Genomic DNA, 14,996 nt, shown 5'->3' on the forward strand with positions numbered 1-14,996 from the left:
CACAAATATAGCCAATTTTTGTACGAAAAATAGTTAAGTTAATTAATGGATAGTTAAACTACAAAATTCGTAACAAAACAATCAGTTTTAACTCGTAATTCGTCTGAAAGTCAGACAAAAAGGCATTCAAAACAGAAAAAAAACCATCGAGTGGTTCCATTCATCAATCGTACCCTTTATTATCGCTGAACACTTCGCTTTGGCAACAGGGGCATCATAGATTTCATGCACCAATCTGTCTCATTATTTATAGGCCTACGTTATTTACGTGGGCGTGCTGCGGATAAATTTGGGCGTTTCGTTTCCAGTTTATCTGCTATTGGTATCACACTGGGGGTGGCGGCATTGATAACCGTCACTTCAGTGATGAATGGGTTCGAGCGATCTTTACAAGATAGCATACTTGCTTATATGCCGCAGGCAATTTTAACATCTGCCTCTGGAAATATAGACCCAGCAAAGTATCCAATAACTGGTCTACAACATTTAAACGGTGTCAGCCATATCGCACCTATTGTGCAATCTGACGTGGTATTACAAAGCCGAACCAATGTTGGCGTTGGCGTCATGGGAGGGATTGAACCTGAAGAACCTTCTCTGTTATTGGATAAACTGGTTGTTGGGCAACGCAGTGACCTTAAAGAAGGCAGTTATAATGTTTTTCTGGGGAATAAACTTGCAGAAACGCTCGGGGTAAAACGTGGTGATGAAGTTCGCTTAATTATACCTGGGGTGAGTCAACTAACACCAATGGGGCGCATTCCTAGCCAGCGCCTATTTACTGTGGCGGGTATTTTCCAAACAAATGGGGAAGCGGATACAAGTGAACTTGTCGTAGCACAACAAGATGCCGCACGCATGTTACGTTATCCTACAGGGCATATTACTGGGTGGCGTTTATATTTGGATGAGCCCCTAAAGGTTGATGTTCTAAGTCAGCAAGCGTTGCCGAATGGCTTAGTATGGAAAGATTGGCGAGAGCGTAAAGGGGAGTTTTTCCAAGCCGTTCGCATGGAAAAAAATATGATGGGCTTATTGCTCAGTTTAATTATTGCGGTGGCGGCATTCAACATTATTACTTCACTATCATTGTTAGTGATGGAAAAACAAGGTGAAGTCGCTATTTTAAAAACCCTTGGCCTCAAACGTTGGCGAATTTTAATGATTTTTATGATCCAAGGCGCTGGAGCGGGGGTGATTGGTTCACTCATTGGCACAATATTAGGTACGATACTTTCTAGCCAACTGAATGTCATTATGCCGCTGATTGGTTTATTACCAAAAGGTGTCTCTTTACCGATTGTGCTTGATTACTCTGGTATTTTAATTATTGCACTTAGTGCAATGCTGATTTCTCTGCTGGCAACGCTTTATCCTTCTTGGCGTGCAGCAGCGGTTCAACCTGCTGAGGCGTTACGTTATGAATAAACAACCACTTCTGGTCTGTGAAAATTTAAGTAAAACATATCAGGAAGGGACATTGTCGACGCAAGTGTTGAAAAATGTCAGTTTTTCCATGGGGCTGGGGGAAATGATGGCCATCGTGGGAAGTTCTGGTTCGGGTAAAAGTACCTTATTACATTTACTGGGTGGGTTAGATACTCCTTCAGAAGGGAATGTTATCTTTCGTGGCCAGCATATTAATCAATTATCTTCAGATGAGCGAGCTGCTATTCGTAATAAAGATTTAGGTTTTATTTATCAATTTCATCACCTTTTACCGGATTTTACCGCCCTTGAAAATGTGGCGATGCCTTTATTAATTGGTGGTATTGCGAAAGAAACTGCATTTTCGAAAGCCACTGAAATGCTAGAAGCAGTTGGACTAGCGCATCGGGCGGGGCATCGTCCTTCTGAATTATCAGGAGGGGAGCGCCAGCGTGTTGCTATTGCAAGGGCGTTAGTGAATGAGCCTGCACTGGTTTTAGCGGATGAGCCTACAGGTAACCTTGATTTACGTAATGCAGATGCCATTTTTGAATTGTTGGGGGAATTAAACCGAACACAGCGGACTGCATTTTTAGTGGTCACCCATGATATGACACTGGCTCGCCGGTTATCTCGCCAATTGGAAATGCGTGATGGGCATTTGCAGCAGGATATTACCTTGGGGGCGCGGTAATGTCTAAGTTGCCTCTTTCACTACTCACAGCGCTGCGTTTCAGCCGTGGTCGCCGCCGAACAGGGATGGTTTCGTTAGTTTCGATAGTTTCAACGTTGGGTATTGTTCTTGGGGTTGCGGTGTTAATTATTGGTTTGAGCGCGATGAATGGCTTTGAACGCGAATTAAATAACCGTGTGTTATCTGTTGTTCCCCATGGGCAAATTTATGCTGTTAAACCACCCTATAAGGATTTGGATTTTGCTGAACAAGTTATCCGGAAAACGCCAGGGGTTGAAGGCGTTAGCCCTTACATTAACTTTACAGGGTTACTTGAGCGTGGTGCAAATTTAAAAGCAATCCAAGTGATGGGGGTTTCACGAGAAACTCAGCCACAAGTCAGTGCATTACCACAATTCATTCTTAATGATGCTTGGCAGCATTTTGAAGCGGGCAAACAATCGATTATTTTAGGCCAAGGTGTGGCTGATGCATTAAATGTGAAAGTTGGGGATTGGGTGACAATCATGATCCCAAATACCGATGCCAGCTTAAAGATTCAGCAGCCTAAGCGTATTCGTGTACAAGTGACGGGTATTTTTAAGCTTAGTGGCTTGCTTGATCACCAGCTAGCACTCGTTCCTCTCGCTGATGCACAAGAATATCTCGACTATGGTGATGGTGTGACGGGATTTGAAATCAAAGCCACAGACCCATTTATTGCCGATCAAGTCGTTTATGATGCAGGCTTGAAAACTATGCATCATGTTATTGTAAAAAGTTGGATAGGTGATTATGGTTATATGTACAATGATATCCAAATGGTTAGAAGTATCATGTACTTAGCTATGATATTGGTGATTGGCGTTGCGTGTTTTAATATTGTTTCTACTCTTGTTATGGCGGTTAAAGATAAAAGTAGTGATATCGCGGTATTGCGCACCTTAGGGGCAAAAGATAGGCAGATTCGTGCTATTTTCTTATGGTATGGTTTGTTGGGTGGGCTGGTTGGTTCTCTGATTGGTGCTGTACTTGGGGTCGTCATATCTTTAAATTTAACACCAATGATTAAGGTTATAGAGGCTATTGTTGGTCATCCAATTTTATCGGGTGATGTCTATTTTATTGACTTTTTACCTTCTGAATTGCATGTCATGGATGTGGTTTATGTTTTAATTACAACCATTGTATTAAGCTTACTAGCCAGTTGGTATCCTGCTCGCCGAGCGAGTAAGTTAGACCCTGCACGTATTCTCAGTGGGCAATAGTTATTAGGGTTAGAGAGCCAATGATTTTTAGGGTATAAATCCAAAAATTTATTGGCTCTTTATATAATCACTGTGCTGTTAAAAACATTTGTTTATAACTACGAGTTTCTACCATCGCTTCTGTAAAACCATACTGTTTGGCGGTCGCCATCAACGTTTGATATAAACTATCCAGTAAGTCCTGCTCATCAGTCATAATGGCAAACTCAGCAAACCAGCCGATCCCACTCAAGTGATCAATTGTGATGTGGATATCATTCAGAAAATAAATGCTTCTTATTTTAGTTGTGGTTAAGTAGCAATGATATCCCAATGTCGTTAACATGTTTTGCACATGGTTGCAGTCATCAATATTAATGGCTTTGCATTCAGAAGCTCCAGGGCCTTTGACTATCCACAACTTTATGCCTGATGGCACCATTTCACGTACGCACATACTGACGTTCTTGTCAGCCAGTGGTGAATGTAGGTTTTCATAGAAATAATCTGTCTCTGTATTATTTTCCGTAAATGGCTCAGCTAAATCGGCTCTTATTTTGTGTAAGAAGGTGTCGGGATCCGATAATTGAAATTTAATTTCAGCTTCATATTTACCGACAAAATGTTGGCTCATGTAGAGTTCCTTGGTACTAGTCTTTTAGACTATTGATGGTAACACAAAGCAGAAATCGACGAGGGAGATAAAGATGAAATTAGTGAATAGATAAGTGCCTAGATGTTTAAATTAGGCACTTTGAGTGTAAATTTTACCGTTTATTTCTTGGTCATTTTATCTAGATAGCCCATCACAAATGCAGATAATACAAAGGTTAAATGGATGATGACATACCACATCAGTTTGTCATTTGAGACGCTTTTTAAGTCCATGAAGATTTTTAATAGGTGAATAGAGGAAATTGCCACAATGGAGGCCGCGACTTTATTTTTTAATGATGATGCGTCCATTTTACCTAGCCAGCCTAGTTTTTCACTGCTGTCAGGGATATCCATTTGGGAGACAAAGTTCTCATAACCTGAAAACATTACCATCACCAATAAACCACCGACTAATGCCATATCAATCAATGATAATAGCGTCAAAATTAAGTCTGCTTCAGGAATTGAAAGGATATTTGGCAAAATATGGTATAGCTCTTGAAAGAACTTAATGGTTAAAGCCAATAGTGTCAGTGAAAGCCCAAAATAGATAGGCGCTAAAATCCAACGTGAAGCATACATTGCTCTTTCAAAAAACTTTTCCATGAAATCCCTTGTAGTGGTGAGTTAATAACACAGTAAAATCTGCGAGGCATATTTTAGCGGTAGCGCGAGTGAAGAAGAAAGGTTTTTTTATTGTTTTATCATTGTGGAAGTTTTATGGCGTATTTATGAAATAAAGATGTCATTTTTATGAATAAAAAGTGACAAAATCGATACCTTCGATATTTTTATTTGCATTCAGCAAGATGATGCGTTTTAGTATGTTAACATTTAGATAATGTCATCAGTTATGGTAAGGAAATAGTTAGTCTGCCAATAAAATAAGTACTTGGAGCTTGATTATTTTAATAATTTCACACAATCAGCATTTCTAAATTCATGTCATAATGACATGGTAAAAAGCAGTTAATATTTAATATGATATAAATTTATTGGTTATATGGATGAAAGGAAGCTTTGATGTTGCGATTTCGTTATAGGTTAAAAAAAGCTCGCAAGAATAAATGTATACGCCGCCAGCGACTTCGCAATCGGTCTTTTTATATAGATAATAGATTGGATAACATGAAAAAGGTCAATATTGTCGTTTTAACAGGAGCGGGTATTTCAGCTGAATCTGGGATCCAAACATTCCGTTCTGCGGATGGATTATGGGAAGAGCATCGCGTTGAAGATGTGGCAACACCTGAAGGTTTCGAACGTAACCCTGAATTAGTACAACGTTTTTATAATGAACGGCGTCGGCAGTTACAGCAAGAAAATATTAAGCCTAACGCCGCTCACTATGCACTTGCTCAGCTTGAAGAGCTTTTTGGTGACCGCTTTTTGTTAATTACGCAAAATATAGACAACTTGCATGAAAGAGCGGGAAGTCAGCGAGTTATCCATATGCATGGTGAACTATTAAAAGTTCGCTGCAACTGGTCAAATCAAGTATTGGAATGGAAAGGGGATTTATCTGCCGATGACCGCTGTCATTGTTGCCAGTTTCCTCAGCCGCTCAGACCCCACATTGTTTGGTTTGGTGAAATGCCAATTGGAATGGATTATATTTATCAATCCCTTGAATCTGCGACTATTTTTATTTCAATTGGGACATCTGGTCATGTATACCCTGCGGCAGGTTTTGTTCATGAGGCTAAATTACATGGGGCACATACGGTCGAACTTAATTTAGAGCCTAGCCAAGTGGAAAGTGAGTTTGATGAGAAACACTATGGTTTAGCCAGCAAAGTCGTTGTTGAATATATCAATAAGCTTATTACAGAGTTACAGGTTAAAAATACAGCGCAATAAGCTTTCAATACATAATAATATAAGGGGAAACGTATTGTTTTCTCTTATAGGTTAGACATTTGTATCCATCATGGCCGGCATCGTAATCTCTTTGACGCAGGTTGCATTGCTCGTACTGGTGATAAAGCGTACGGCATTGACAACATCTTGTAATGGGATTAGCTGTCCATTACTTTTTTCAATGACTTCGTCGGCAGGAACCGTTAATGGGTATTCAGTTGCTAGATAACCTAAGTTTATGACTGATATTGCTATTTTATCTTCACGCAGTGTTTCTCTTAATGACTGTGCTATGCCTCTGAGGGCATATTTCGTGGCGGAAAAGGCGACTTCTTTGCCATTATGGTTATCTAGGCCCCATGTGGAACCGATCAATATAATCTTGCTATTTTTCGCTAAACGTAAATTGGGTAATAGTGCTTTTAAATTTAATAAACAAGCACTGATATTGGTTTGAATCATATTGAGCAGCTCAATGTCATCAGTCGATTCAAATTGGTATTCTTCACTAAAAGCCAGTTTCTCCCAAATACCCACATTATAAATTAAGGTATGAATAGGTTGATCCTGAATAATCCGCTTAATGGCATTCGCGCTATGAATATCATTTAAATCAGCAGGGATCCACGTAAAGTTAATGTGTTCAAAAGGAGGCTTTGAGCGAGACACTCCATAAATATGGTCTGCTTTTTCAGGAAATCCTTCGACCAATGCTTTACCTAAGCCTTTACTAACACCATAAATTAAACATGTTTTTGACATGAATTTTCCTGTTAACGAGTAAAATTTCGTTTTGTTTATTAATTAGCTAATAAATAAAATAATAAGACTTCATATATAGCATACTATTTCAATTTAATGATTGATGATTCGTGTAGTGGATGAGTGATATTTAACCAAATGAGAGGTAATTAGGTAACAAATAAATAATAACCTACTAATTAATACAATTTGATTATTACCCTTATTTATTATAGGTATTGATTGCCAGTGTAATAGGTAGCTTACAAAAATTACGCTAAAAAATAAATTTCACTAACGATTTCCTGCAAAAAATAGAGAGCATTAACAGGAAAGCTGATTTGAAACAATAATTGAATCTGTGATCTTTCCCATAATATGGACATTGATATTTTAGGGGGAAGGGTATGGACAAACTCTTAGAGCGGTTTTTTGAATATACCGCTTTCGATACACAATCAAAACTAAATGCCAAAACAGTGCCTAGCAGCGCAGGACAGCTAAAGTTTGCTCGTGCATTAGTTAACGAGCTGAATGAATTAGGTTTTGAAAAAATAACGCTTAGCGATCAAGGTTGTGTGATGGCTTATTTACCGTCAAACGTTGATTGGGATGTTCCTACTATTGGGTTTATTTCACATTTAGACACAGCACCTGATTTTTCAGGTAAAAATGTGAGTCCACAAGTACTCGAAAATTATCGAGGGGGAGATATCGCGTTAGGTATAGGTGATGAAGTGCTATCCCCAGTGATGTTTCCAGTGCTGCATGAAATGATTGGCAAAACCCTCATCATGACCGATGGCAAAACCTTACTCGGTGCCGATGATAAAGCGGGTATCGCAGAAATAATTACAGCTCTAGTACGTTTAAAGGGTAAGAACATTCCTCATGGTAAAATCTGTCTTGCATTTACCCCTGATGAAGAGATAGGGCGTGGGGCTCGTCATATCGATTTTAAACAATTTGATGCATTGTGGGCCTATACCGTCGATGGTGGTGGTGTTGGTGAGTTAGAGTATGAAAATTTTAATGCAGCTAACGTTTCTATTAAAATTGTTGGCAATAACACGCATCCCGGTACAGCTAAAGGCGTAATGGTGAATGCATTAGGGCTAGCGAACCGTATTCATTCGATGTTACCACCTGATGAAACACCTGAAAACACCGAAGGTTATGAAGGCTTTTATCATTTAACATCGTTAAAAGGGACAGTAGAAAAGGCAGAATTGAATTATATTATTCGTGATTTTGACTTAGCGGGCTTTGAAGCTAGGAAGAAAAATATCATTCGAATTGCTGAAAAAGTTGGGGAAGGGTTACATCCAAGCTGCTATATCGAACTGACACTTGATGATACCTATTATAATATGCATAAAGAGGTCATGAAGTACCCACATGTTATTGAATTAGCAAAGCAAGCAATGCTTGATTGTGGTATTGAGCCAATTATCCAACCCGTCCGGGGTGGTACTGACGGTGCGCAGCTTTCACATCGTGGTTTACCGTGCCCAAATATTTTCACAGGTGGCTATAACTTCCATAGTAAACATGAATTTATAACACAAGAGGGTATGGAGCAGGCAGTTAGTGTGATCATGCGTATTGCGGAATTAACGGCTATTCACGCAAGGCAATCATGATATTTCATGATAAACAAGCGTGCTTATAACAATAAGCACGCGTAAATTTGCTATTGAAATAATACAGAAACGCCACTAAGCGCCAGTAAAACACCCATGACTAAATTAAAGCGTTTTAATGTCTTAGGTTGTTTTAGCTTTTCTCTTAATTTACTGCCAAACATCGCCCAAATAGCAACACATGGCCAGTTGATGGCCGCAAATATAACGGCAACCTGTACCATTGATAAATAGGGGGCGTTTATATTGGTATACATCGCCATTCCTGAAATAGCCATCATCCATGCTTTAGGGTTTATCCATTGAAATAATGCTGCTTCTAAGAAAGTTAGCGGCTTAATTTCCTGGTTATTTGATTGTGCAACTGAATGGCTAATAGTCGTTTTCCATGCAAGCCAGAACAAATAAATAATTCCAAAATATTTTAATACTGAATAAGTTATAGGGGATGATTGGATCAATGCCCCGACTCCTAGCCCGACAGCAAACAGCATAATAAGAAAACCAATTGATACCCCAAATGAATGCGGTAATGTCTTGCTAAATCCAAAATTAATGCCTGAAGCAAGTAACATAATATTATTTGGACCTGGCGTTATGGATGTTACAAAGGAAAACAATGATAAAGCTAAAAGTGTTTCTAAGTTCATATTGTTATCATCTTTAAAATGGATAATTAATGCTGCGTGAGAATGATAATAGTGAAGTAAAAACAGTTTAGGGTTGAATTAAAGAATGTGCTTTATCTTTGCGTGCTTACGGGCACGTAAGGATCATAATATGAGTATGTAATTGGGAAATAAAATATATAAAAAAATAAATAAGTTAGTTATTAATAAGGGGGGGTAATTGGCAATTAGCGGTTTTCATCAATAGGGAGGAGAGCCTTGTCATATTATACTGAGAATATTATTTTTAATAAAAGGCCCATAATTAATGAGCCCTTACACAAAATACAAATTTAATATTAAAGGTATTGATTAATCATCAAAATACCAATAACCATTATTGACGAGTGCGGTAAGCAGTGCGATAAAATTAACGTCATCAATGGCATCAGCTAAAATTTGGCTATTAACGGCATCATAACGACATAAGCTATCAGCAGCCTCATAACACTCGGTTTCTAAGCATTCTCCATTAACAAAAAATTGGTCGCCAACGCGCAATGCTCTGAGACCATTTAATTTGTATAAGGTTTCTTGCTGAGTTTTCAGTAAATCATAAATTTCTTCTTGCTCATAAGGTGGTTCAGGTGGAGCAATGTCTAATTCATGACGTGATTGTGAGATAAACTCACCTAGCCATTTACGAAATAGCTCAGGGTCATTAATCAGTGATTCCATCATTTCGCGCAGTTTAATTTGTTCACCTTGCAAGATCTCAGCAGGGTTATCACGGAATGATAAATCAGGATCGCTATAACGATAACTGCCTAAGTCATTAGAAATTAGGTGATCGGCAAAACTACTGAGCAGCTCACGAGTATTTGGGGCACGGAAACCAACTGAGTAATTTAATGAAGGCTCAATGGCGTAACCTTCATGTGGAAACCCAGGTGGAATATATAAAATATCGCCGGGTTCCATTTCTTCGTCGATGATGGCGTCAAAAGGTTGAACTTGTAGTAAGTCAGGGTGCGGGCAATGTTGTTTCATTGGGATTTTTTCACCCACTCGCCAATGACGACGGCCTTCACCTTGAATAATAAACACATCGTATTGGTCTAGGTGAGGACCTACACCACCGCCGGGGACTGAGTAGGAAATCATTAAGTCGTCCATCCGCCAGTCCGAAAGGACGCGAAATGGTTTCATTAATGCAGAGCTTGGATGATGCCAGTGGTCAACTGCTTGAACTAAAATAGACCAATTCTCTTCGCCAAGGTGGTCATAGCTTTCAAATGGTCCGTGACCAACCTGCCAAATCCCTTCTTTATGGCTAACCAAACGGCTATCAACCTCATCTTCCATCGCCAAACCTGCAAGTTCATCAGGCGAGATAGGATCAATAAAATTTGCAAACCCTTTTTTGATAAGCAGTGGGCGCTTCTGCCAGTGACTGTCGAGGAAACTCTGCCAGTCGAGATTTAGTTTGTAATCCATCTTATTGTCCCTTGGAGCTGCTAAGTATTGCTAATCAGTTTATTTACAATATACCCGGTTCCAATACTGCAAAATGACCTATATGTGTGTAATGGTATGCTGTTAAATAAACTTTCTGAGAAACGGGTATTAAAGGTTTATCTTGAGAGTGAACCAAGTACATTACCCTAAATTACTATTTATAAAACACTTCATAAATAGTATACCGGAAATGGTTTGTAAAATAGGGGACAAGTGGACGCATATCACAGATTAACTATCTTCAATCATAGATTGCTGCCTAAATGTGACGGATAAACGAGCACCACCAAGCGGGCTGTCACTAATTGTGATATCTCCCTCGTATTGGTCGATAATATCCACTGCAATGGACAAACCTAAACCTTGACCTGGACGAAGGGTGTCTGCACGTTGCCCACGAAGGAAAATCAAACTACGTTTGCTTTCGGGCACGCCTGGGCCATCATCATCAACAACCAATGTTAAGCTATCAGTTCCGGCAATAGCACTAACTTCGACGAATTCAAGGCAATATTTACACGCGTTTTCCATGATATTACCCATCACTTCCATAAAGTCATTTGGTTGACCCAGCCAAGTTGTTTCAGGAGAAACATTAACCGTAATAGAAACACCTTTGTGTTGGTAAACTTTATGGAGGGCACTCGCAAGGCTGTCTAATATTGATGGAACAGATGAAATTTCGCGCAGCATCATATTTTCATCACCTTGCGTTGATGCGCGGTGCAAATAATAACCCACCTGTTGAGATATACGGCCAATTTGTTCGAGCATGATGGGTTCAGCCTGCTCAATATTCATTTGCTTACCTGAACGAAGAAGCCGCAGTGTTGACTGTAAAACGGCTAAAGGCGTCTTTAAACTGTGTGTTAAATCAGAAAGTGTCGTGCGGTATTTGCTGTAACGCTTACGTTCATTCGTTAATAAAATATTAAGATTACGTACTAGCCCACGAAGCTCATACGGAGGGTTCTCATCCAGTGTATCTCGTTCACCTTTTTCTAAGCTACTTAGTTGTGATACTAATGATTTAATTGGCCGTAGGCTCCAATAGGCCGCTAACCATAATAGTGGGATAACTAAGATTAAGTTAGCTAGTAACACATAACCGAACCACTCCCAAACTAAACCCGTATTTTGTAAGTCTTGTGGTAGTGTATCAACAACGACAATGGTGAGCGGAGGCAGGTTTTCACTAGCTGCATATTGGTTGACGGACACGGAGTGAGTAAGCGGTTCATCGTCGTTATCCATGTCATCTAATTTTGTATTGAATTCGGGGTTGTCATCTAGAAGTTGGCGAGTTTCGCGAATGTCTGTATCAATTTCATATAAGCCTTCTTTTTTAAGCCAGTCATTACGGATCAGCCGTTCAACGCTAGGTACATCACGTTGGCGCCATAACACGAGCCCTTGTTCATCATAAATAATGACCAAAGTCGGGTTGTTTAACGTGAAATTTGGGGGGACGCGAATGTCAATTTTATGGTTTTGCCATTGGGCTAGGCTATAAATTAAATTACTTTGGCTACGTAATAGGGTGTAAGTGGTTTTATCGAAACTAATCAAATACCCCAAAATCGCGACGATGCCGTAGGATAAGGTGAGTGCCAAGATCACCGCGGATGTTGCACAGAGAAAACGTGCTCGTAGCGAAAGGGGTTTGAACTTAAATTTACGTAGCTTCATGTTAGCCATTCACATCAAAACGGTAGCCTTGACCACGCACTGTGACAATTACATCATCACTATGAAATTGTTGGATTTTTTTTCGTAAACGGCCCATTAAAACATCAATGGTATGACTTTCTCTGAGCTCAGCATCTGGGTAAAGCTGGCGCATTAACGAGTCTTTGCTAACCACTTTCCCATTGTTGCGTAGTAGCGTTTCAATGATAGTGTATTCAAAAGCGGTTAATTTGACGGTTTCGCCATTAACGGTAAATTCTTTGCGTGATAGGTCAATCACGAAATTGCCTAATTCGAGTACTTGTGAAGCAAGACCACTATTTCTGCGCATCAAAGCTTGCATACGGGCAACCAGTTCTTCTAACTGGAAAGGTTTAGTCACGTAGTCATCAGCACCACTGTTTAGCGCTTGTACTTTTTCTTGCCAACTTTCCCGAGCAGTTAATACTAATAGTGGAATATTGACGTGCTCGCTACGCCAGCGTTTGATCATAGAAAGCCCGTCTTCATCAGGTAAGCCCAAATCGACAACTGCGATATCTGGACAGCTTTCGTGCAAAAAGTAATCAGCTTCTTTTGCGTCTTCAGCTGAATCAACCTGATGGCCAAGCTCTTTAAGCTGGACGGTTAAATGGTGACGAAGTAACGCATTGTCTTCGACAATAAGAATACGCATCGGAAACCCTCATATTGAAAAGATATAGCTACAACTTATCAGATAGTAGCACTAGATACGCTATGGTAAAAAGAGTTCTGAATAACGACAAGGGATTAAGTAAATATAAATCAAACGAAGCGGAAATATAATTTATCTATATTTAGCTTTGAATAGCTTAGTATGATAGATAGAGCAGGGAATTCAAAATGATAATTAAAAAAGGCGACTTATAAGCCGCCTAATTTGAAAACATAAAAGCTATTTTAGTTCGTCGATAAAAGTGACAGCGTAACCAATGTAGTTAGCTGGCGTCATTTCTTTCAAACGTGCTTTTTCGTGCTCTGGCAGGTCTAAACTATCAATAAATTGTTTCATACCTTCAGCGGTAACACGTTTACCACGGGTCAATTCTTTGAGCTTTTCATATGGCTTTTCAATACCATAACGGCGCATTACTGTTTGAATTGGCTCGGCCAATACTTCCCAGTTTTGGTCTAATTCATCCAGTAAATGTTGCTCATTCACTTCTAATTTGTTCAAACCTTTCATGGTTGATTGATAAGCAATCAATGCATAACCTAAGCCGACACCGAGATTACGTAATACTGTCGAGTCAGTTAAGTCGCGCTGCCAGCGAGAAACAGGGAGTTTGCTAGCTAAATGACCTAAGACGGCATTGGCTAAGCCTAAATTACCTTCAGAGTTTTCGAAATCAATCGGGTTGACTTTGTGTGGCATGGTAGAGGAACCAATTTCACCTGCGATTGTTTTTTGTTTGAAGTGATTTAATGCGATGTAGCCCCAAATATCACGGTCGAAGTCTAACACGATAGTGTTAAAGCGAGCGACGCAATCAAATAACTCAGCAATATAGTCATGAGGTTCAATTTGCGTAGTGAATGGGTTCCATTGAATGCCTAAAGAGGTAACAAAGGTTTCGCTGAATTCGTGCCAGTTAACTTCAGGATAAGCGACCATATGTGCATTATAGTTACCGACTGCGCCATTGATTTTACCTAGAATTTCAACTTGTTGTAGCTGGCGGAATTGGCGCTCTAAACGATAAGCAACGTTCGCAAACTCTTTACCAATGGTGGACGGGGTTGCAGGTTGACCGTGAGTACGTGAAAGTAACGGTAAATTGCGGTACTCATGAGCCATTGTTTTGATTTTATCAATGATTTGACGCCATTGTGGCAGCAAGACTTCTTCACGAGCGGTTTTCAGCATTAATGCGTGAGAGAGGTTATTGATATCTTCTGAAGTACAAGCAAAGTGAATAAATTCAGAAACTGCATGAAGAGCAGGGATGTCCGCTACCTTTTCTTTTAGAAAGTATTCTACAGCTTTCACATCATGGTTAGTTGTGCGTTCAATTTCTTTGATACGCATTGCGTCTTTTTCACAGAAGTTCGCGACAATTTCATCCAAGTAAGCGATTGCGTCAGCGTCAAATGCAGGAACTTCTTTGATTTGAGCGGTTGCAGCCAGTTTTTGTAGCCAGCGAACTTCAACTTGTACGCGAAATTTCAGTAAACCAAACTCACTAAAAATAGTGCGTAACGTGCTGACTTTATCACCGTAACGGCCGTCAATCGGGGATACAGCGGTCAGTGAGGATAATTCCATTGGTAGCAACTCCAGATTTAAAGGTGAGACAAAATATCTTTCGCCTGATTAGCCAGACGATTGCGAGAGAACATGAGTTGAATGCGACTTCCACCAACTTGTTGCCAAAGCACTGCGCAACGAATGCCAGCGAGCAAGGTGGCTCTAACTTTTGCTTGAACGAGTGTGTTTTTTAGGATATCAGGGGAACCAGTGACCTGAATTCGCGGTCCAGCTGGGCTGACTACATCTACATAAATACCCGCAAGTGCGTTAAACACGCCTTCAGAAAGTGGTTCAAAATAACCCGCTTGGCGTTCAAATTGCTCAATACGTTGGCCCAGCTGGTTCATCGCTTCTTGGTTTTTATTGAGGCGACGTTCAAGCGTCATAATGCTTAACATATATCGCGTCATTTCAGCCGATAAACCACTGTTACCGCCAGTCAGCATACCTAACATGGCACTGAGGCCCGTCTTTAAATTTTCGGCATCATTACCAAATACATCCAAAGTGGATTTTGGATTCATATTGGTGAGGCTATTGACCATGGTTTCAGTGTCTTTCTCAAGACAAACACCTTCATGTGCGAGTTTTTGAACCATCGCGCTTGCTTGGCAGATACCCGCTAAAGCAAGCGTAATGTCATAATAGTTTTTTGCCACA

The 14,996-nt window shown here is 39.9% G+C and carries 14 protein-coding genes; 5 read left to right on the forward strand and 9 right to left on the reverse strand.

Features of this window, described 5'->3' with window-relative positions:
- The first annotated feature begins 225 nt into the window (after window positions 1-225).
- Genes lolC through lolE form a run of 3 tightly spaced genes read left to right on the forward strand, consistent with a single transcriptional unit; the run spans window position 226 to window position 3,369 of the window.
- Window positions 226-1,428 carry a lipoprotein-releasing ABC transporter permease subunit LolC gene (gene lolC, locus ACU696_RS11170; protein WP_004911780.1) on the forward strand — a complete coding sequence of 401 codons (1,203 nt, stop codon included), beginning with the start codon at window positions 226-228 and terminating at the stop codon, window positions 1,426-1,428.
- On the forward strand, window positions 1,421-2,122 hold the full coding sequence (gene lolD / locus ACU696_RS11175) for a lipoprotein-releasing ABC transporter ATP-binding protein LolD (RefSeq protein ID WP_004911778.1): 702 nt from the start codon (window positions 1,421-1,423) through the stop codon (window positions 2,120-2,122). The genes lolC and lolD overlap by 8 nt, the downstream gene beginning before the upstream one ends.
- Window positions 2,122-3,369, forward strand: coding sequence for a lipoprotein-releasing ABC transporter permease subunit LolE (gene lolE / locus ACU696_RS11180; RefSeq protein ID WP_209102164.1), 1,248 nt, complete (start codon window positions 2,122-2,124; stop codon window positions 3,367-3,369). Before lolD ends, lolE begins: the two co-directional genes overlap by 1 nt.
- A 67-nt stretch (window positions 3,370-3,436) precedes the next feature.
- Here lolE and ACU696_RS11185 read toward each other — a convergent pair whose 3' ends face one another.
- Together ACU696_RS11185 and ACU696_RS11190 are read right to left on the reverse strand one after the other, a co-directional pair.
- Window positions 3,437-3,982, reverse strand: coding sequence for a class IV adenylate cyclase (locus ACU696_RS11185; protein ID WP_004911771.1), 546 nt, complete (start codon window positions 3,980-3,982; stop codon window positions 3,437-3,439).
- Window positions 3,983-4,122: 140 nt separating this feature from the next.
- Entirely contained in the window at window positions 4,123-4,611 is a 489-nt protein-coding gene (locus ACU696_RS11190; protein WP_004911769.1) for a TIGR00645 family protein, read from the reverse strand.
- A 420-nt stretch (window positions 4,612-5,031) separates the two neighbouring features.
- Between ACU696_RS11190 and cobB the strand changes: the two genes are divergently transcribed.
- Window positions 5,032-5,865, forward strand: coding sequence for a Sir2 family NAD+-dependent deacetylase (gene cobB, locus ACU696_RS11195; protein WP_042851854.1), 834 nt, complete (start codon window positions 5,032-5,034; stop codon window positions 5,863-5,865).
- A gap of 51 nt (window positions 5,866-5,916) precedes the next feature.
- Here cobB and ACU696_RS11200 read toward each other — a convergent pair whose 3' ends face one another.
- Window positions 5,917-6,627: an SDR family NAD(P)-dependent oxidoreductase gene (locus ACU696_RS11200; protein WP_196719454.1), complete on the reverse strand. Its 711-nt coding sequence runs from the start codon at window positions 6,625-6,627 to the stop codon at window positions 5,917-5,919.
- A gap of 386 nt (window positions 6,628-7,013) precedes the next feature.
- Between ACU696_RS11200 and pepT the strand changes: the two genes are divergently transcribed.
- A complete protein-coding gene (gene pepT / locus ACU696_RS11205; protein WP_004911762.1) occupies window positions 7,014-8,249 on the forward strand; it encodes a peptidase T in 1,236 nt (411 codons plus the stop codon).
- Between the two features lie 50 nt (window positions 8,250-8,299).
- On the opposite strand, the gene ACU696_RS11210 is transcribed toward pepT, so the two are convergent.
- The 6 genes from ACU696_RS11210 to hflD all read right to left on the reverse strand — a co-directional run bounded on the left by ACU696_RS11210 (window position 8,300) and on the right by hflD (window position 14,995).
- Window positions 8,300-8,899 carry a LysE family translocator gene (locus tag ACU696_RS11210; RefSeq protein WP_109911610.1) on the reverse strand — a complete coding sequence of 200 codons (600 nt, stop codon included), beginning with the start codon at window positions 8,897-8,899 and terminating at the stop codon, window positions 8,300-8,302.
- Between the two features lie 330 nt (window positions 8,900-9,229).
- Window positions 9,230-10,354 carry a ribosomal protein uL16 3-hydroxylase gene (locus tag ACU696_RS11215; protein ID WP_004911758.1) on the reverse strand — a complete coding sequence of 375 codons (1,125 nt, stop codon included), beginning with the start codon at window positions 10,352-10,354 and terminating at the stop codon, window positions 9,230-9,232.
- A gap of 252 nt (window positions 10,355-10,606) precedes the next feature.
- Window positions 10,607-12,064: a two-component system sensor histidine kinase PhoQ gene (gene phoQ / locus ACU696_RS11220; protein ID WP_181937042.1), complete on the reverse strand. Its 1,458-nt coding sequence runs from the start codon at window positions 12,062-12,064 to the stop codon at window positions 10,607-10,609.
- A 1-nt stretch (window position 12,065) separates the two neighbouring features.
- A complete protein-coding gene (gene phoP, locus ACU696_RS11225) occupies window positions 12,066-12,740 on the reverse strand; it encodes a two-component system response regulator PhoP (RefSeq protein WP_004911754.1) in 675 nt (224 codons plus the stop codon).
- 240 nt (window positions 12,741-12,980) lie between these two features.
- Entirely contained in the window at window positions 12,981-14,351 is a 1,371-nt protein-coding gene (gene purB / locus ACU696_RS11230; protein WP_004911751.1) for an adenylosuccinate lyase, read from the reverse strand.
- 17 nt (window positions 14,352-14,368) lie between these two features.
- Window positions 14,369-14,995 carry a high frequency lysogenization protein HflD gene (gene hflD, locus ACU696_RS11235; RefSeq protein ID WP_004911750.1) on the reverse strand — a complete coding sequence of 209 codons (627 nt, stop codon included), beginning with the start codon at window positions 14,993-14,995 and terminating at the stop codon, window positions 14,369-14,371.
- Window position 14,996: the final 1 nt, after the last annotated feature.

It is taken from the genome of Providencia sp. PROV_01, assembly GCF_053098325.1.